The 18,304-nt window shown below is 52.9% G+C and carries 16 protein-coding genes; 15 read left to right on the forward strand and 1 reads right to left on the reverse strand.

From position 1 onward, the window contains the following. The first annotated feature begins 103 nt into the window (after window positions 1-103). From pdxB to purF, 9 genes are all read left to right on the forward strand, one after another. Window positions 104-1,240, forward strand: a complete 1,137-nt coding sequence (pdxB, locus tag J4728_RS09200; RefSeq protein ID WP_000699178.1) for a 4-phosphoerythronate dehydrogenase PdxB — start codon at window positions 104-106, stop codon at window positions 1,238-1,240. Between the two features lie 67 nt (window positions 1,241-1,307). Then, window positions 1,308-2,321, forward strand: coding sequence for an aspartate-semialdehyde dehydrogenase (locus J4728_RS09205; protein WP_208211642.1), 1,014 nt, complete (start codon window positions 1,308-1,310; stop codon window positions 2,319-2,321). Continuing rightward, window positions 2,321-3,133: a tRNA pseudouridine(38-40) synthase TruA gene (gene truA / locus J4728_RS09210; protein ID WP_000016631.1), complete on the forward strand. Its 813-nt coding sequence runs from the start codon at window positions 2,321-2,323 to the stop codon at window positions 3,131-3,133. The genes J4728_RS09205 and truA overlap by 1 nt, the downstream gene beginning before the upstream one ends. A gap of 48 nt (window positions 3,134-3,181) precedes the next feature. Next, window positions 3,182-3,841 carry a DedA family protein gene (locus J4728_RS09215; RefSeq protein ID WP_000364318.1) on the forward strand — a complete coding sequence of 220 codons (660 nt, stop codon included), beginning with the start codon at window positions 3,182-3,184 and terminating at the stop codon, window positions 3,839-3,841. A 149-nt stretch (window positions 3,842-3,990) separates the two neighbouring features. Beyond that, entirely contained in the window at window positions 3,991-4,905 is a 915-nt protein-coding gene (accD, locus tag J4728_RS09220) for an acetyl-CoA carboxylase, carboxyltransferase subunit beta (protein WP_000118383.1), read from the forward strand. A gap of 67 nt (window positions 4,906-4,972) precedes the next feature. Next, complete coding sequence (folC, locus tag J4728_RS09225) at window positions 4,973-6,241, forward strand: bifunctional tetrahydrofolate synthase/dihydrofolate synthase (protein WP_000792287.1); 1,269 nt, start codon at window positions 4,973-4,975, stop codon at window positions 6,239-6,241. After that, complete coding sequence (dedD, locus tag J4728_RS09230) at window positions 6,231-6,905, forward strand: cell division protein DedD (protein WP_000157036.1); 675 nt, start codon at window positions 6,231-6,233, stop codon at window positions 6,903-6,905. Before folC ends, dedD begins: the two co-directional genes overlap by 11 nt. Window positions 6,906-7,216: 311 nt before the next feature. Then, entirely contained in the window at window positions 7,217-7,705 is a 489-nt protein-coding gene (gene cvpA / locus J4728_RS09235) for a colicin V production protein (RefSeq protein ID WP_000262102.1), read from the forward strand. A 37-nt stretch (window positions 7,706-7,742) separates the two neighbouring features. Further along, window positions 7,743-9,260 (forward strand): amidophosphoribosyltransferase, encoded by a 1,518-nt coding sequence (gene purF, locus J4728_RS09240; RefSeq protein WP_000334205.1) that lies wholly within the window; start codon window positions 7,743-7,745, stop codon window positions 9,258-9,260. A 35-nt stretch (window positions 9,261-9,295) separates the two neighbouring features. Here purF and J4728_RS09245 read toward each other — a convergent pair whose 3' ends face one another. Beyond that, complete coding sequence (locus J4728_RS09245) at window positions 9,296-10,723, reverse strand: sigma-54 interaction domain-containing protein (RefSeq protein ID WP_000168925.1); 1,428 nt, start codon at window positions 10,721-10,723, stop codon at window positions 9,296-9,298. Between the two features lie 210 nt (window positions 10,724-10,933). On the opposite strand from J4728_RS09245, the gene J4728_RS09250 reads away from it, so the two are divergent. The 6 genes from J4728_RS09250 (at window position 10,934) to argT (ending at window position 18,085) form a co-directional block, all read left to right on the forward strand. Then, window positions 10,934-12,331: an alanine racemase gene (locus J4728_RS09250; RefSeq protein ID WP_208211644.1), complete on the forward strand. Its 1,398-nt coding sequence runs from the start codon at window positions 10,934-10,936 to the stop codon at window positions 12,329-12,331. A gap of 90 nt (window positions 12,332-12,421) precedes the next feature. Further along, complete coding sequence (locus tag J4728_RS09255; protein ID WP_000072512.1) at window positions 12,422-13,843, forward strand: APC family permease; 1,422 nt, start codon at window positions 12,422-12,424, stop codon at window positions 13,841-13,843. 1 nt (window position 13,844) lies between these two features. After that, on the forward strand, window positions 13,845-14,948 hold the full coding sequence (locus J4728_RS09260; RefSeq protein WP_000281907.1) for an alanine/ornithine racemase family PLP-dependent enzyme: 1,104 nt from the start codon (window positions 13,845-13,847) through the stop codon (window positions 14,946-14,948). 63 nt (window positions 14,949-15,011) lie between these two features. Further along, entirely contained in the window at window positions 15,012-16,418 is a 1,407-nt protein-coding gene (locus tag J4728_RS09265; protein ID WP_000380346.1) for an amino acid permease, read from the forward strand. Between the two features lie 26 nt (window positions 16,419-16,444). Next, window positions 16,445-17,014 carry a UbiX family flavin prenyltransferase gene (locus tag J4728_RS09270; protein WP_000825683.1) on the forward strand — a complete coding sequence of 190 codons (570 nt, stop codon included), beginning with the start codon at window positions 16,445-16,447 and terminating at the stop codon, window positions 17,012-17,014. A gap of 288 nt (window positions 17,015-17,302) precedes the next feature. Further along, window positions 17,303-18,085 (forward strand): lysine/arginine/ornithine ABC transporter substrate-binding protein ArgT, encoded by a 783-nt coding sequence (gene argT, locus J4728_RS09275; RefSeq protein WP_000754423.1) that lies wholly within the window; start codon window positions 17,303-17,305, stop codon window positions 18,083-18,085. Window positions 18,086-18,304: the final 219 nt, after the last annotated feature.

An 18,304-nucleotide genomic window follows, 5' to 3' on the forward strand; every position in this document is an offset into this window, starting at 1 on the left:
AATTAATTATCCTTTAACCATAAATCTGAGCAATATATGCCTGGCGGCCAGATTATGGCACACTTGTCCGGTTAACTCTCGTTCTCAAACAGGTACGACAGTCGTGAAAATTCTCGTTGATGAAAATATGCCTTACGCCCGCGAATTATTTAGCCGCCTGGGTGAGGTAAAGGCAGTGCCGGGTCGCCCGATCCCCGTTGAAGAATTGAACCATGCCGATGCGTTAATGGTGCGTTCGGTCACGAAAGTGAATGAATCGCTGCTGAGCGGCACGCCGATTAACTTCGTTGGTACTGCTACGGCAGGCACCGATCATGTGGATGAGGCATGGCTGAAGCAGGCGGGCATCGGTTTTTCAGCCGCGCCCGGCTGTAATGCTATCGCCGTGGTGGAGTATGTGTTTTCCGCGCTGTTGATGCTGGCCGAACGTGACGGCTTTTCGTTACGCGATCGCACTATAGGGATTGTCGGCGTGGGTAACGTCGGAAGCCGGCTACAGACCAGGCTTGAAGCGTTGGGTATCCGCACGTTGCTGTGCGATCCGCCACGCGCCGCACGCGGGGACGAGGGTGATTTTCGTACGCTGGATGAGCTGGTGCAGGAAGCGGATGTCCTGACTTTCCATACGCCGCTCTATAAAGACGGACCGTACAAAACGCTGCATCTGGCCGATGAGACGCTGATCCGTCGACTGAAACCCGGCGCCATTCTCATTAACGCCTGCCGCGGCCCGGTGGTGGATAACGCCGCATTGCTGGCGCGACTCAATGCCGGGCAGCCGCTGAGCGTAGTGCTTGATGTGTGGGAGGGCGAACCGGATCTTAACGTCGCGCTACTGGAAGCCGTGGATATCGGCACGTCGCATATTGCCGGCTATACGCTGGAAGGCAAAGCGCGCGGCACCACCCAGGTCTTTGAGGCGTATAGCGCGTTTATCGGTCGCGAGCAGCGTGTCGCGCTGGAGACATTACTGCCTGCGCCTGAGTTTGGTCGTATTACGCTTCATGGCCCGCTGGATCAACCGACGCTGAAAAGACTGGCGCATTTGGTGTATGATGTGCGCCGCGACGATGCGCCACTGCGTAAAGTCGCTGGAATTCCGGGTGAATTTGATAAATTGCGTAAAAATTATCTTGAGCGCCGTGAATGGTCGTCTTTATACGTGATGTGTGACGACGAAACGGCAGCCGCCTTGCTGTGTAAGCTAGGTTTTAACGCTGTTCATCACCCGGCACATTAATGTCTTCTTAATGCTCCCTGTCGAATAATGCGACAGGGACGCTTATGTATTTCTGGAGTAAATCACCATGTCTGAAGGCTGGAACATTGCCATTCTGGGCGCAACGGGCGCCGTAGGCGAAGCCCTGCTTGAAACACTGGCTGAACGCCAGTTCCCGGTCGGTGAAATTTATGCGTTGGCGCGTCATGAAAGCGCGGGCGAGCACCTCCGTTTTGGTGGCAAGTCGGTCATTGTCCAGGATGCGGCGGACTTTGACTGGACGCAGGCGCAGTTGGCGTTTTTCGTTGCCGGCGCAGAGGCATCGGCTGCCTGGATAGACGACGCGACTAATGTAGGTTGCCTGGTGATAGATTCCAGCGGTCTGTTCGCGCTGGAGCCTGATGTGCCGCTGGTCGTGCCGGAAGTTAACCCGTATGTACTGGCGGATTACCGTAACCGTAACGTGATTGCGGTCGCCGATAGTCTGACCAGTCAACTGCTGGCGGCGCTCAAGCCGTTAATCGATCAGGGGGGACTGTCGCGCATCGCCGTCACCAGTATGTTATCAGCGTCCGCACAGGGGAAAAAAGCGGTCGATGCGCTGGCCGGACAGAGTGCGAAGCTGCTTAACGGCATACCGATTGATGAAGATGATTTCTTTGGCCGCCAGTTAGCGTTCAATATGCTGCCGCTGCTGCCGGATCGTGAAGGCAGCGTGCGCCAGGAACGTCGTATCGTCGATGAAGTGCGTAAAATTTTACAGGACGATGGCGTGATGATCTCCGCCAGTGTCGTGCAGTCGCCGGTGTTCTATGGCCATGCGCAGATGGTGAGCTTTGAAGCGCTCCGTCCGCTGGCGGCGGAAGAGGCGCGCGAGGCATTTTCCCGCGGTGAAGATATCGTACTGTCAGAAGAGACGGATTACCCGACGCAGGTGGGCGACGCTTCCGGCAATCCACAGCTCTCTATTGGCTGTGTGCATAATGATTACGGTATGCCGGAACAAATTCAGTTCTGGTCAGTGGCGGACAACGTGCGTTTCGGCGGCGCGCTGATGGCCGTTAAAATTGCGGAGAAGCTGGTGCAGGAGTATCTGTACTGATGTCCGGACAGCAATCATCGCCGGTCTATAAAATTGCGCTGGGTATTGAGTACGACGGCAGCAAGTATTATGGCTGGCAGCGTCAGAATGAAGTGCGCAGCGTGCAGGAAAAGCTGGAAAAAGCGCTCTCGCAGGTGGCAAATGAACCTATTAACGTGTTCTGCGCCGGGCGTACCGATGCCGGCGTTCACGGCACCGGGCAGGTTGTCCATTTCGAAACGACCGCATTGCGCAAAGATGCGGCATGGACGCTGGGGGTAAATGCGAATTTGCCTGGTGACATTGCCGTGCGCTGGGTGAAAACTGTACCGGATGATTTTCACGCGCGATTTAGCGCTACGGCTCGCCGTTATCGCTATATCATCTACAATCATCGACTGCGTCCTGCGGTATTAGCAAAAGGCGTGACGCATTACTATGAGCCGCTGGATGCAGAGCGGATGCATCGCGCGGCGCAGTGTCTGCTTGGCGAAAATGATTTTACCTCGTTTCGCGCGGTGCAGTGCCAGTCGCGCACGCCGTGGCGTAATGTGATGCACATCAACGTTACCCGCCACGGCCCTTATGTGGTGGTCGATATCAAAGCGAATGCCTTTGTTCATCATATGGTCAGGAATATTGTCGGCAGCCTGCTGGAAGTAGGCGCTCACAACCAGCCGGAGAGCTGGATCGCAGAGCTGTTAGCGGCCAGGGACAGAACGCTGGCGGCGGCAACGGCGAAGGCGGAGGGGCTATATTTGGTTGCGGTGGATTACCCTGACCGGTTTGACCTTCCAAAACCGCCAATGGGCCCGCTATTTCTGGCGGACTAATCCGAATCGTACACCCGAAACGTGTCGGGTAGAAAGGCAAAGACAAATATGGACCTGATCTACTTTATTATTGATTTTATTCTGCACATCGATGTGCATCTGGCGGAGCTGGTCGCGGAGTACGGCGTCTGGGTGTACGCTATTTTGTTTTTGATTCTGTTTTGTGAAACCGGCCTGGTCGTCACGCCGTTCCTGCCGGGCGACTCGCTGCTGTTTGTCGCCGGGGCGCTGGCTTCGCTGGAAACCAACGATCTCAATGTGCATGTCATGGTGGCGTTAATGCTGATCGCCGCAATTGTCGGCGATGCGGTAAATTACACGATTGGTCGACTGTTCGGCGAAAAACTGTTCAGTAATCCGAATTCGAAAATTTTCCGCCGTAGTTATCTGGATAAAACCCACCAGTTTTATGAAAAACACGGCGGTAAAACTATCATTCTCGCTCGCTTCGTGCCGATCGTCAGAACCTTTGCGCCGTTTGTGGCAGGGATGGGGCACATGTCCTATCGGCATTTTGCCGCCTATAACGTCATCGGCGCGCTGCTGTGGGTGCTGCTCTTTACCTACGCCGGTTATTTCTTCGGTACGATACCGTTGATTCAGGATAACCTTAAGTTGCTGATTGTGGGGATTATCGTGGTTTCGATATTACCTGGCGTCATTGAGATTGTCCGGCATAAGCGCGCTGCGTCGCGTGCCGCAAAATAGAAAGTAACTCAGCGGTTCGACCACTTTTTTATCCAAAGTTTCGGGCTGTTATGTTTTAATGTGCAACATTCATGGTCTGTTGGGGGCAAAAATGGCATTATGCGCCCCTTATAATAAAGCTGACTAAGGTTCAGGCAGAAAGGTCACCAATGAGCTGGATTGAACGAATTAAAAGCAACATTACTCCCACCCGCAAGGCTAGCATTCCTGAAGGGGTGTGGACCAAGTGTGATAGCTGCGGTCAGGTTTTATACCGCGCTGAGCTGGAACGTAATCTTGAGGTCTGTCCTAAGTGTGACCATCATATGCGCATGTCGGCGCGCAATCGCCTGCATAGCCTGTTAGATGAAGGTTCCCTTGTGGAGTTGGGTAGCGAGCTGGAGCCAAAAGACGTGCTCAAGTTCCGCGACTCCAAAAAATATAAAGACAGACTGGCGTCCGCGCAGAAAGAAACCGGCGAGAAAGACGCGCTGGTGGTCATGAAAGGGACGCTTCACGGTATGCCGGTTGTCGCCGCCGCGTTTGAATTCGCGTTCATGGGCGGCTCAATGGGGTCTGTCGTTGGCGCACGCTTCGTTCGCGCCGTTGAACAGGCGCTGGAAGACAACTGTCCGTTAGTGTGTTTCTCTGCTTCCGGCGGCGCGCGTATGCAAGAAGCGCTGATGTCGCTGATGCAGATGGCGAAAACCTCGGCGGCGCTGGCTAAAATGCAGGAACGTGGTCTGCCCTACATTTCGGTATTGACCGATCCGACAATGGGCGGCGTTTCCGCCAGTTTTGCGATGCTGGGCGATCTCAACATCGCCGAGCCAAAAGCTCTGATTGGCTTCGCCGGCCCGCGCGTTATCGAACAGACCGTTCGCGAAAAACTGCCGCCAGGATTCCAGCGCAGTGAGTTCCTGATCGAAAAAGGCGCTATTGATATGATAGTCCGCCGCCCGGAAATGCGCCTGAAGCTGGCGAGCATTCTGGCGAAGCTGATGAATCTGCCCGCGCCGAACCCGGACGCCCCGCGTGAAGGCGTGGTGGTGCCTCCGGCGCCGGATCAGGAGTCTGAGGCCTGATAACTGAAAAGGGCAGGGCCGCAGGCTCTGCCCTTTTGCTTTTCACCGTAAAGAAGCAGCGGAAACAATGAAAAACAAATCTATACCTCAAGCTGCGTCGCCCCTGGCCTCGTGGCTTTCTTATCTGGAAAACCTGCACAGCAAGAGTATCGATTTAGGCCTTGAGCGCGTAAGCCAGGTGGCAGCGCGTCTGGACATCCTCAAGCCTGCGCCGTTCGTTTTTACCGTTGCGGGAACCAACGGCAAAGGTACGACCTGTCGCACGCTGGAGTCGGTGTTAATCGCGGCGGGATACCGTGTGGGCGTCTATAGTTCGCCTCATCTGGTACGTTACACCGAGCGCGTGCGCGTGCAGGGGAAAGAATTAGCGGAATCCGCGCATACCGCGTCCTTTGCGGAAATAGAAACGGCGCGCGGCGATATTTCATTGACCTATTTTGAATATGGTACGTTGTCGGCATTGTGGCTGTTTAAACAGGCTAACCTTGACGTGGTGATTCTGGAGGTCGGGTTGGGCGGGCGCCTGGACGCCACGAACATTGTGGATGCCGATGTAGCAGTAATTACCAGCATCGCGCTTGACCATACTGACTGGCTGGGGCCGGATCGCGAAAGTATCGGCCGCGAGAAAGCCGGGATTTTTCGTGCGGAAAAACCCGCTATCGTTGGCGAACCGGAAATGCCGGCAACCATCGCGGATGTCGCGCAGGAGACCGGCGCGCTGTTGCGGCGTCGCGGCGTTGACTGGCGTTATGAGGTGGCAGCGACCCACTGGGCGTTTACCGATGGCGACGGCACGCTTGCCGGACTGCCGTTGCCGCAGGTTCCTCAGCCGAATGCCGCCACCGCTCTGGCCGCGCTGCGCGCCAGCAGGTTGAATATTGACGAGCAGGCGATTCGCGACGGTATTGCGCAGGCTACCTTGCCGGGACGTTTTCAAATCGTGAGTGAGTCGCCGCGCGTTATCTTTGATGTCGCCCATAATCCCCACGCGGCGGAATACCTGACGGGTCGTCTGAAAATGTTGCCGAAACGCGGGCGCGTGCTTGCGGTGATTGGTATGCTGCATGATAAAGATATCGCCGGCACGTTAGCCTGGTTGAAAAGCGTGGTTGACGACTGGTATTGTGCTCCGTTAGAGGGGCCGCGCGGCGCGACGGCGGAACAACTTCTGGAACATCTGGGAAAAGGGAATGTCTATGATAGCGTCGCGCAGGCATGGCAGGCCGCTATCGACGCGGCGCAGCCAGAAGATACCGTGCTGGTGTGCGGATCGTTCCACACCGTCGCACATGTTATGGAAGTGATAGACGCGGGGAGAATCGGTGGCGAGTAAGTTTCAGAATCGTTTAGTCGGCACGATTGTGTTAGTCGCGCTGGGGGTTATTGTGCTTCCCGGTCTGCTGGACGGACAGAAAAAGCATTATCAGGATGAATTTGCTGCGATTCCACTGGTACCGAAGCCTGGCGACCGTGATGAGCCGGATATGATGCCTGCCGCAACGCAGGCGCTGCCGACACAGCCGCCGGAAGGGGCGGCTGAAGAGGTGCGGGCGGGAGATGCGGCCGCGCCGTCGCTGGACCCGTCGCGCATGGCGTCTAACAATGTCGAGCTTGATCCGATACCGGTGGAGACGCCTAAACCGAAGCCGGTTGAAAAGCCGAAGCCGCAGCCTAAACCGCAACAGCCGGTTGTCGCCGCTTCCACGCCGACGCCCGCGCCGCAACCGGCTACCGACGATAAACCTGCGCCGACCGGCAAAGCCTATGTCGTACAGTTGGGCGCGCTGAAAAATGCGGATAAAGTCAACGAGATAGTCGGCAAGCTTCGTTCCGCCGGGTTCCGGGTTTATACTTCCCCCTCAACGCCGGTACAGGGTAAAATAACCCGTATTCTCGTCGGGCCGGATGCGTCGAAAGATAAGATGAAAGGATCGCTTGGCGAGCTCAAGCAGATTTCCGGGTTAAGCGGCGTGGTGATGGGATATAGCCCGAACTAAGGCGCGTTTTGCCTGAGCGCGCAGCGTTAAGGCCTACGGTGTTCACCTGGTAAATAGCCGAAGTTCTGTAGGCAGGATAAGGCGTTTACGTCGCCATCCGGCAGAAGGAATAAACCTGGTATCCTGCGCTTATCAGGCCGATGGCAGCTCTTCTGGTCGTTCCCGAAGAGATAAAAAGTGTGATGGCGTTGAATATTTTTTCAGCGCCATTTTTATTTACGCGTGGGAAGGAAATCCCTACGCAAACGTTTTCTTTTTCTGTTAGAATGCGCCCCGAACAGGACGACAGGGCGTAAAATCGTGGGACATCTATGGTCTGGATTGATTACGCCATTATCGCGGTGATTGCTTTTTCCTGTCTGGTTAGCCTGATCCGCGGCTTTGTTCGTGAAGCGTTATCGCTGGTGACGTGGGGTTGTGCTTTCTTTGTCGCCAGTCACTACTACACTTACCTGTCTGTCTGGTTTACGGGCTTTGAAGACGAACTGGTTCGTAATGGGATTGCTATCGCGGTACTGTTTATCGCGACGCTTATCGTCGGCGCTATCGTGAATTTTGTGATAGGTCAGCTAGTAGAAAAGACCGGCCTGTCGGGAACTGACCGGGTGTTGGGGATCTGTTTCGGCGCACTGCGAGGCGCGCTGATTGTCGCCGCCATTCTGTTCTTCCTTGATACCTTTACCGGCTTGTCGAAAAGCGAAGACTGGAGCAAATCGCAGCTCATCCCGCAGTTCAGCTTCATCATCAGATGGTTCTTTGACTATCTGCAAAGCTCGTCGAGTTTCTTGCCCAGGACGTAACAGGTTCTGAGATGTGGCTTAACGAGGAAAATGACGTATGTGCGGTATTGTCGGTATCGCCGGTGTTATGCCGGTCAACCAGTCGATTTATGACGCGTTAACAGTGCTCCAGCATCGTGGTCAGGATGCTGCCGGTATCATCACCATTGATGCGAATAACTGCTTCCGCTTGCGTAAGGCAAACGGGCTGGTGAACGATATTTTTGAAGCTCGCCACATGCAGCGTTTGCAGGGCAACATGGGGATCGGCCATGTACGCTACCCTACCGCAGGCAGCTCCAGCGCTTCGGAAGCGCAACCTTTTTACGTTAACTCGCCGTATGGCATCACGTTGGCCCATAATGGCAACCTGACTAATGCGCACGAGCTACGTAAAAAGCTGTTTGAAGAAAAGCGCCGTCATATCAACACCACCTCCGATTCCGAAATCCTGCTCAATATTTTCGCCAGCGAGCTCGACAACTTCCGTCACTATCCGCTGGAAGCCGACAATATTTTTGCCGCGATTGCCGCGACTAACCGTCAAATCCGCGGCGCCTATGCCTGCGTGGCGATGATTATCGGCCACGGCATGGTGGCTTTTCGCGATCCGCACGGCATTCGCCCGTTAGTGCTGGGCAAGCGTGACGTTGGCGATGGTCGTACGGAGTATATGGTCGCTTCTGAAAGCGTGGCGCTGGATACGCTGGGCTTTGAGTTTCTGCGCGATGTCGCGCCGGGCGAAGCTATCTATATTACCGAAAAGGGGCAACTGTTCACGCGCCAGTGCGCGGATAACCCGGTCAGTAATCCCTGCCTGTTCGAGTACGTTTATTTTGCTCGCCCGGACTCCTTTATCGACAAAATCTCCGTCTACAGCGCTCGTGTGAATATGGGCACCAAACTTGGCGAAAAAATCGCTCGTGAATGGGAAGATCTGGACATCGACGTCGTGATCCCTATCCCGGAAACCTCCTGCGATATCGCACTGGAAATTGCCCGTATTCTCGGCAAGCCGTACCGCCAGGGATTTGTCAAAAATCGTTACGTGGGACGTACCTTTATCATGCCGGGCCAACAGCTACGCCGTAAATCCGTGCGCCGTAAGCTCAATGCTAATCGCGCGGAATTCCGCGATAAGAACGTCCTGCTGGTGGATGATTCCATCGTGCGTGGCACCACATCAGAGCAGATCATCGAGATGGCCCGGGAAGCCGGCGCGAAGAAGGTTTATCTGGCGTCCGCCGCGCCGGAAATTCGTTTCCCCAACGTCTATGGCATTGATATGCCGACCGCCAATGAGCTGATCGCGCATGGTCGCGAGGTGGATGAGATTCGGCAGATCATCGGCGCAGACGGGCTTATCTTCCAGGATCTGAACGATCTGATCGAAGCCGTACGCGCGGAAAACCCGGATATCCAGCAGTTTGAATGTTCGGTATTTAACGGGGTATATGTCACCAAAGACGTAGACCAGCAATACCTCGACTTCCTGGATTCATTACGTAATGACGACGCCAAAGCGGTGCTGTTCCAGAACGAAATGGAAAACCTGGAAATGCATAACGAAGGCTAATGGCTTTGCCAGCGGCGCAATGCCGCTGGCCGATGTCAATTACGCACCACGCCGAAGCGAATAGCGTATTTTTGTACTTTGTACTGTAACGTGGTGCGCGATACGTTAAGGCTGCGGGCCGCGGCGGCAATATTCCCCTGATGCGTATCCAGCGCGGTTTCTATTAAATGCCTTTCGTAGTTAGCAACCCGTACCTCCAGCGACCCTTCATACTGCGGATCGGGTGACGAGGGAAGGGGATTTTCCGGCGCGGTTTCCGGTACGCCTAAATTTAACTCGTCCTGTTCAAAAATGATGTGTTTGAGCAGCCCGTCTTTTTCCTGCATGATCATGCTGCGTACAATCGCGTTTTCCAGCATCCTGACATTACCCGGCCAGGCGTGATTGAGCAGATCAGCACGCGCCGTCTCGCTTAATCCGTGAATGTCCTGCGGCACGTCATTACGGTATTTATCAATAAAATAATTCGCCAGTAAGGGAATATCTTCCGGGCGGGCGCGCAGCGGCGGTAACGTCAACATTCCGACGCTCAACCGATAAAAAAGATCTGCCCGCAGACGTTCTTGTTGAATTAATTTGACGGGCGCTTCGTTCATGGCGGCAACGATCCTGACATCAGAGTGGAGTTGCTGTTGTCCGCCGAGCCGCCAGAAGGTTTTATCCTGCAAGAATCGCAGCAGCTTACTTTGCATCTCTATCGGCATGGCGTTCAGCTCATCAAGAAAGAGCGTTCCCCCGTTTGCCAGTTCCAGATAGCCCTGGCTATTTTCCGCGCCAGTATAGGCGCCGCGCACGGTGCCGAAAAGCGTACTTTCGATAAGCGTAGGCGGTAGAGCGCCGCAGTTCAGGGCGATAAATGGCTTATTCGCCCGCTTGCTGCATTGATGTATCAGGCGGGAAAATAGCTCCTTACCCGTTCCCGTCTCCCCGACAATCGTCACCGGAATATTACTGGCGGCCAGCCGTTTGGCTTTGGCGATATTACTGAGCATTTCCGGATTTTCGGTAATAATGGCATGGTGCTTCTCATGGTGATCGGCATACAGCAGTTGGTTCAGTTCTACCACCTGCTCCTGGAGCCGCCTGACGCCGGACATATTCCTGCCGATTTCGATAACGCCGACCATGCCGCCATCGCTTGCATAGAGCGGCGCGGTGGTGTGCTGATAGTCAACGGCCTGGCCTCGCGCATTGTAATAAATTTGATAATGGCCAATGTATTCCACGCCTTTTTTTAACGATGAAAGCATCGTACTTTGCGTCTCTTTCATGCCCGGATAGACATCCAGCATATGTTTTCCCATTGCCCGTTCAATACTATAGCCGTCCAGATCCGCGCTTTCCTGATTGTAGTAAACGTATTCACCACGCTCATTAATGACGGCCAACGGCTGATGAATCAAATCGAAAAAGCGGGAAAACATCCTGAGCGCCGAGGCCAGCTCCTGATTGGTGGATGCCATATATGCATTCCTCATATCTATTGTTCATGTTGTCATTATAAAAGTGACGAATTTTCGTCGTTGTGATGAATAGCAAACTCAATGACGAAAATGAGAAAAAGCTTATTTTTATAAGTAATTGATTATTTTGATAAAAAATAGTGGCATGCCTTTTGCTTTATCCCTGTAAAGAATGCGGATTTTTACCATAAACATTAAGCAGAGGGCGTTATGACTGACTCGATTATGCAGAATTACAACCAGCTACGTGAGCAGGTAATCAACGGCGATCGCCGTTTCCAGCACAAAGACGGTCATTTGTGTTTTGAAGGGGTCGATCTGGACGCTCTGGCGCGCCAGTACCCCACGCCGTTCTATGTGTTTTCTGAGCCGGAGATTATTCGTAACATTCATGAAATCCAGCAGGCATTTGCGGCGCATAAAAATACCAAAACCTTCTTTGCGTCAAAAACCTGCTCGGTCATGGGGGTGTTGAAAGCCATTCGTGACGCCGGAATTTGCGCGGAGGCAAACTCACAATATGAGGTTCGCAAGTGCCTGGAGATAGGCTTTCGCGGCAATCAGATCGTCTTCAACGGCGTGGTGAAAAAGCCTGCCGATCTGGAATATGCCATCGCTAACGATCTGTATCTTATTAATGTTGATAGCCTGTATGAGCTGGAACATATTGATGCCATCTCTCGCAAGCTGAAGAAAGTCGCCAATGTTTGCGTCCGCGTAGAGCCGAATGTTCCCTCGGCGACGCATGCGGAACTGGTTACCGCTTTCCATGCGAAGTCAGGTCTCGACCTGGAACAGGCGGAAGAAACCTGCCGCCGCATTCTGGCGATGCCTTATGTGCATTTGCGCGGCTTGCATATGCATGTGGGTGATCAGGTGCCGGAGTCAGAGCCTTTCGCAAAAGCGACTAAAGTGCTGGTGGATGAATCCCGTCGCCTGGAAGAGGTGCTCGGTATTAAATTTGATTTGATCAACGTGGGCGGCGGAATTCCGGTTCCCTATAAATATGACGATGAGAATGGCGACCCGTTAAAAGATAATATGTATGCCGGTATTACCGCCCAGGATTTTGCCGATGCGGTCATTCGCGAAGTGCATAAATGGCGTACCGATGTGGAAATATGTATTGAACCTGGACGTAAAGTGACCGGGTCGGCGGCGGTGTTACTGACGGAAGTCTCCTGCGAAAAACGTAAAACAAATTACGATCTTAACGGCAATGTGGAATGCCACGTTGAATGGAAATTTGTCGACGCCGGTTACAGCGTACTCTCTGACAGCCAGCATTTTGACTGGTTCTTTTATGTCTATAACGCCTCTCGCATGACGGCAGCGCACGACGCCTGGATAAAATTAGCCGGGCCGCTGTGTGATGGCGGAGATTATTTCCACATGGGAGTGAAAGGCGAAGAGTTTTTACTGCCGAAGGAGACTCATGTTGGCGATATTGTCGCATTTCTTGATGCCGGGGCATACACCATTGAAAGTCAAACCGTTTATAACAACCGTCCGCGCACGGGCGTGGTGATGATCGATAAAAATGGTGACACGCGTCTGATTCGTCGGGAAGACAGTTACGAAGATATGGTCAAGTACGACATTTATTAATACTGTTTTGGGCTTCAGTTTCATGCTGAAGCCCGTCGTCAGATGATAAGAAGAGGGCAGTGATGCCTGAATGCATAACAGGAGATGGCCATGAGTAACACGAATTCTGGCTTACTTGGCATCAAAGACATTGTCTTTATGAATGTCATCGCTATTCTGAGTTTGCGGCAAATCCCTAACGTGGCGCCTTACGGGGCATCGGCCATGTTGTTATGGGTGATCGCCGCATTCTGTTTGTTTTTTCCTTTAGCGATGGTATGCGGCGAGCTGTCAACCGGCTGGCCGAAAGATGGCGGGATATTTGTCTGGATTAAAGAGGCATTTGGTAAACGTATTGCATGGATTGTTGTGGTTTGTTTTCTCTTTTCCTGCGTACTGTTTTTCCCATTAATGCTGCAATTCGGCTTTACCGCGTTGGGCTATATGATCGGCGGCGGCCTGGCGGAAAATAAAGCATTTATCGGTATTGGTTCCGCGGTAATTTTCTGGCTATTAACGCTGATGAATATCCGCGGGATGGAATGGACAAAAATTATTAATAGCATCAGCGCCTGGTGCGGCGTATTTATTCCCTCCGCCATCCTCATTTTACTGGCGGTGGTATGGCTATGTACCGGACACCAGATGCAGACGGACTACACTACAGCGAAAAACTGGATTCCGGATCTCGGACACTGGGATACGATCGTTTTCTTATCCAGCATGATGTTTGCGTTTGCCGGACTGGAGGTCGCCCCGATGATTGCCGGGCGTACCCGTAATCCACAGCGTGATTTTCCGCGAGCGATGGCCGTCTCCGCTGCCGTTATCGTTGGGATCTATATGGTCGGTACCTGGGCGCTAAACACGCTTTTACCCGCCGGGAAAACCGACATTGTGGCAGGCGTCATGCAGGCTATGCATGCTGCTGCGGACACGCTGCATATGCCGTGGTTAATTCCTGTTATGGCCATCTGTATGTTTTTTGGCGCTCTCGGGCAGATTAACTCCTGGCTGGTGGGGCCGATTTATATGCTCCAGGAAGCCTCGCGTGAAGATAATCTGCTGGGGGACCGAATCGGCAAATTACATCCGGTGTGGAAAACGCCCGCCTTTGCCTTGACTGTACAGGCGATTATTGTCACGGTCCTGTGTTTTTCGACTTTTATTTCGCCAAGCGTTGCGGCGGCTTACTGGATGTTAACGGCGCTAACGACCATCACCTATTTTATTCCTTATCTGGTGATGTTCCCGGCGTTCTGGCGTTTACGTAAGACCCAGCCGGATACGCCAAGAAGTTTTAAAATTCCGGGCAAGGTTTTACCGGCTATTTTACCCGCGCTGGGCTTTCTTTCTATCGCCTTTGCCGTTGCGCTGTTATTTATTCCGCCTTCTCAAATTGATATGGGCGGATATTTCCAGTACGCCGGGAAAATTATTGGCGGAGCCGTGCTGGCGGTTGTCGTCGCGGAGTACATTTACCATCGGGCGCAGAAACGTAATGCCCGTTTAAGCATGGCGGGAGGAAAATAAAATGTATATGCCAGTTCTGGAAATAAATCTACGCAAGCTGGAAGAAAACGCCCGCACGGAAAAAGCTCTGCTGGCAAGCAGCGGTATTGACGTGATGGCTGTCAATAAAGTTTTTGACGGCTGCGTGGAAACCGCGCAGGCGGTGTTCAACGGCGGAATTACCGTTATCGCTGAATCACGAACCTATAATTTGAAAAAAATACGCGAGACAGGATGTACGACCTGCCTGTTACGCAGTCCGTGTCTGAGTGAAATCGAAGATGTGGTGCGCTACGCGGATATTAGTTTAAATAGCGAGCCGGTGGTATTACGGGCATTATCGCAAGAAGCCCAACGCCAGGGGAAAACGCATCAGGTATTACTGATGGTGGATATGGGCGATTTACGCGAGGGTATCTGGTTTGGTGAATATCAACGCATTCTTGAGACCGTGACTCTGATTACTGGTCTGCCCGGTCTGGAATTATATGGACTGGGCACCAACTTTAATTGTTACGGCACCGTGTTGCCAACGGTAAAAAATGGCGAGGATTTTCTGGCGCTGGCCGCCCGGCTGGAAGCTGACAGCGGTATTCCTGTCCGGCGGCTTTCTGCGGGAAACTGCACCAGCTATCACCTGCTGGATAAAGGTATCTGGCCGCAGGGACTGAATCATCTGCGCATCGGCGGACTGCATGAATTCGGCATTGAATATGTGGACATGAAATACCTGAATGAATTTCACCACTCCGCAAAACCGGTCGATAAAGCCTGTTCCGATATGTATATCCTGGAAGCGGAAATCATCGAACTGAACAGTAAACCTACCGTCCCGGTCGGGGAGCTGGGCGTCGATGCCTTTTTGCAAAGTAAAACCTTTGTCGATCGTGGCATACGCCGACGCGCATTGCTGGCGTTTGGTCGCCAGGATGTGCCGTCGGATAACTGTGTGCCATGCGACGACGCTATCACTATCTTAGGACAAACCAGCGATCATACGCTGGTGGATATTGAAGATTGTCGTCAGTCGCTAAAAGTAGGCGATGTGGTTCGCTTTGAGCTGGATTATACGGGCCTGTTAATGGCCTGCCAGACCAAAGGCGTCGCCTGGAGGTTTACGCGTTAACGCATAACCGCCGCGGCTATGTCGCGGCGGCATCTTTGACCTCACACAAGACAGGGAGTAACGATGGATACCCTGCAACAACCACCGCCAGCAGAGCCCGAAGGCGGTCTGCGGCGTAACCTGAAGAAGCGGCATCTGCTGATGATGTCGTTGGGCGGCACGATTGGCACCGGCTTATTTATCGGCATTGCCGAACCGTTAAGCAGCGTCGGGCCGGCGGGAACCTTACTGGCCTATCTGTTTGCCGGAAGCATTATGCTGGCGACGATGATGTGTCTTGGCGAATTATCATGCGCCTTTCCTCACTCCGGTTCATTTCAACATTACGCGCTGATGTTTATGCCGTCACCTTGCTGGAGCTATACCATTGGCTGGCTTTACTGGTTTAGCTGGGTCTTTTCCCTTGCGGCCGACCTCACTGCCGCAGGGTTTATTGCTCACCAGTTTTTCCCCGCGGTTCCGGTATATATGTTCTGCCTGGCGATTCTGCTCATCCTGACGGCCATCAATCTCACCTCCGCAAAAAGTTTTGGCGAATGCGAATACTGGCTTTCGGCCATTAAGGTTTTCGCGATCGTGCTGTTTATTTGCGCGGGCGGGGTCATGATCTACTCGCTAATGGGCCATAGTGACTGGCACCCGACGTTAAAAACAGACGGAATGTGGTTTCCCCACGGTTGGGAGCAAATTGTGGTCTGTATGACGATCGTGATTTACTCCTTCCAGGGGGTGGAACTGGTAGGAAATGCGGCAGGAGAGACCGAGTCGCCGCACATTATTTTACCGAAAGTGATCCTGGGGATCGGTCTCAGAATCATTTTGTTTTACGGCCTGGCGATTGCGGTGCTGGCGCTGGTCTATCCGCATGAACTGACGCCAAATGGACAAAGTCCCTTTGTATGGGTATTCTCCCACGCGGGCATTCCGGGGGCGGATACGCTGATGACGCTGGTGATCTTTTCCGCCGCGGTTTCTGCCGCTAACTCGGCCATTTACGCCAGTTCGCGTATGCTGTGGTCTATGGCGGGCGATCGCTTTGCGCCAGCCTGCTTTGGGAAAACGAACGGCGGCGGCGTGCCGGTGTATGCTATTTTAATCACGGCCTTGCTGGCGTTGGTGTCGTTGCTGACCCGCTATATTCCCGCACAGCAATTTTATTTATATCTGATCGCCAGTACCGGGCAGGTGGGTTGCCTGGCATGGATAACCATCGGATGGTGCCAGTATCGCTTCCGACAATCGGTGCGTAATGGAACGTACGCCAGCGATTTGCTACGCTATCGATCGCCGCTTTTCCCCTGGACGGCCCGATTTGTCATTATCACCAATTTTGCCATTATGGTCGGCACCTGGTTTAGTGAGCAAGGGGTAGTGATAATGTTGGTTGAGCTGGCTTTTATGATAGGGATTCTTTTGTCATGGTATCTCTTCAGACCCACTTTGAGCCGATTACGTAACACAGTGGGATGAACGGCGCTCGTAAACGGTAAGAGAACATGAAACGACTCATTGTAGGAATTAGCGGCGCCAGCGGAGCGATTTATGGCGTGCGCTTATTACAAATTTTGCGCGATGTCGATAGCGTGGAAACGCATCTGGTGATGAGCCAGGCGGCCCGGCAAACGCTGGCGCTGGAGACCCATTTTTCGCTGCGCGAGGTGCAGGCGCTGGCCGATGTGACGCACGATGCGCGCGACATTGCCGCCAGCATTTCCTCCGGCTCTTACCCGACGGCGGGAATGGTTATCCTGCCTTGTTCGATTAAAACGCTGTCGGGGATTGTCCACAGTTATACTGACGGACTGCTTACCCGCGCGGCGGATGTGATATTAAAAGAGCGGCGACCTCTGGTGCTGTGTGTGCGCGAAACGCCGCTGCATATCGGGCATTTGCGTTTAATGACCCAGGCCGCTGAGATAGGCGCGGTGATTATGCCGCCGGTTCCGGCTTTTTATCACCTTCCTCAGACGTTAGATGATGTTATAAATCAAACGGTTAACCGAGTGTTGGATCAGTTTGGCATCCCCCTTCCGCACGACCTTTTTGTTCGCTGGCAGGGCGCATAGCGTTGTCTGTTTAGCGTGCATTATTGTCCCTGTTGCCCTGTTTCAGGGCAATTTTGTAACCGCGATCATATCCTCAACATTTAATTCGTTAAAAGCCGCCGAAACGCTGCGGTTCAACCGTCATACCTGCTATCTTCAACATCAGGACAATATTGCAACGTTTTATTAACAAATTTAACGTCGAATCGTTTTGCTGACGTGAAAATGGCATAAGACCTGCATGAAAAAGTCTGCAAACACACAACACCACGTAAAACATAAGAAAATGACGCCACTTGAGGGGTATGTATGAAGAAGACCGTTCTCGCTTTGTCTTTGCTGATAGGTCTGGGCGCGACGGCGGCCAGTTACGCCGCGCTCCCGCAAACGGTTCGTATTGGAACAGATACCACCTACGCGCCTTTCTCATCAAAAGATGCCAAAGGCGAGTTTATTGGCTTTGATATCGATCTCGGTAATGAAATGTGTAAGCGTATGCAGGTGAAATGTACCTGGGTCGCCAGCGACTTTGATGCGCTTATTCCCTCACTAAAAGCGAAAAAAATTGATGCCATTATTTCATCGCTCTCTATTACCGATAAACGCCAGCAAGAAATTGCGTTTTCCGACAAACTTTACGCGGCGGATTCACGCCTGATTGCGGCAAAAGGGTCTCCCATTCAGCCGACGCTGGAATCGCTGAAAGGAAAGCATGTCGGCGTGCTGCAAGGGTCCACGCAAGAGGCTTACGCCAATGATAACTGGCGCACAAAAGGTGTGGATGTGGTGGCTTATGCCAACCAGGATCTTATCTATTCCGATTTAACCGCCGGTCGTCTGGATGCCGCATTACAGGATGAAGTCGCCGCCAGCGAAGGTTTCCTGAAGCAGCCAGCGGGCAAAGAGTATGCGTTTGCCGGTCCTTCCGTGAAGGATAAAAAATATTTTGGCGACGGGACGGGGGTTGGGCTGCGTAAAGACGATACCGAGCTAAAAGCCGCGTTTGATAAAGCGCTGACCGAACTGCGCCAGGACGGAACTTACGACAAAATGGCCAAAAAGTACTTCGATTTTAATGTCTACGGCGATTGAGGGAAGGGGATAACGCGCCGCGCTGGGGAACTATCACGGTGCAAAATAGATGTTTTGCACCTTTTTGGTGCATAAGCCGTTGCGGAACAGGCGCATAAATGCATACTTAATCGATTTTTATGCAAAATAAACCGGCTGACAAGGTAGAATGCTTTGCCTTGTCGGCCTGATTAATGGCACGATAGTCGCATCGGATCTGTAAAGATCTCCTGGAAAGAC

It is taken from the genome of Salmonella sp. 32070601201500089SM, from assembly GCF_017573605.1.
Taxonomy (GTDB): Bacteria; Pseudomonadota; Gammaproteobacteria; order Enterobacterales; family Enterobacteriaceae; genus Salmonella; species Salmonella enterica.

Excerpts from the sequence above, each read along its gene's own strand:
- J4728_RS09205 (WP_208211642.1), top strand. The coding sequence starts at position 1,308 with ATGTCTGAAGGCTGGAACATTGCCATTCTGGGCGCAACGGGCGCCGTA.
- truA (WP_000016631.1), top strand. The coding sequence starts at position 2,321 with ATGTCCGGACAGCAATCATCGCCGGTCTATAAAATTGCGCTGGGTATT.
- J4728_RS09215 (WP_000364318.1), top strand. The coding sequence starts at position 3,182 with ATGGACCTGATCTACTTTATTATTGATTTTATTCTGCACATCGATGTG.
- accD (WP_000118383.1), top strand. The coding sequence starts at position 3,991 with ATGAGCTGGATTGAACGAATTAAAAGCAACATTACTCCCACCCGCAAG.
- folC (WP_000792287.1), top strand. The coding sequence starts at position 4,973 with ATGAAAAACAAATCTATACCTCAAGCTGCGTCGCCCCTGGCCTCGTGG.
- cvpA (WP_000262102.1), top strand. The coding sequence starts at position 7,217 with ATGGTCTGGATTGATTACGCCATTATCGCGGTGATTGCTTTTTCCTGT.
- purF (WP_000334205.1), top strand. The coding sequence starts at position 7,743 with ATGTGCGGTATTGTCGGTATCGCCGGTGTTATGCCGGTCAACCAGTCG.
- J4728_RS09245 (WP_000168925.1), bottom strand. The coding sequence starts at position 10,723 with ATGGCATCCACCAATCAGGAGCTGGCCTCGGCGCTCAGGATGTTTTCC.
- J4728_RS09250 (WP_208211644.1), top strand. The coding sequence starts at position 10,934 with ATGACTGACTCGATTATGCAGAATTACAACCAGCTACGTGAGCAGGTA.
- J4728_RS09255 (WP_000072512.1), top strand. The coding sequence starts at position 12,422 with ATGAGTAACACGAATTCTGGCTTACTTGGCATCAAAGACATTGTCTTT.
- J4728_RS09260 (WP_000281907.1), top strand. The coding sequence starts at position 13,845 with ATGTATATGCCAGTTCTGGAAATAAATCTACGCAAGCTGGAAGAAAAC.
- J4728_RS09265 (WP_000380346.1), top strand. The coding sequence starts at position 15,012 with ATGGATACCCTGCAACAACCACCGCCAGCAGAGCCCGAAGGCGGTCTG.
- J4728_RS09270 (WP_000825683.1), top strand. The coding sequence starts at position 16,445 with ATGAAACGACTCATTGTAGGAATTAGCGGCGCCAGCGGAGCGATTTAT.
- argT (WP_000754423.1), top strand. The coding sequence starts at position 17,303 with ATGAAGAAGACCGTTCTCGCTTTGTCTTTGCTGATAGGTCTGGGCGCG.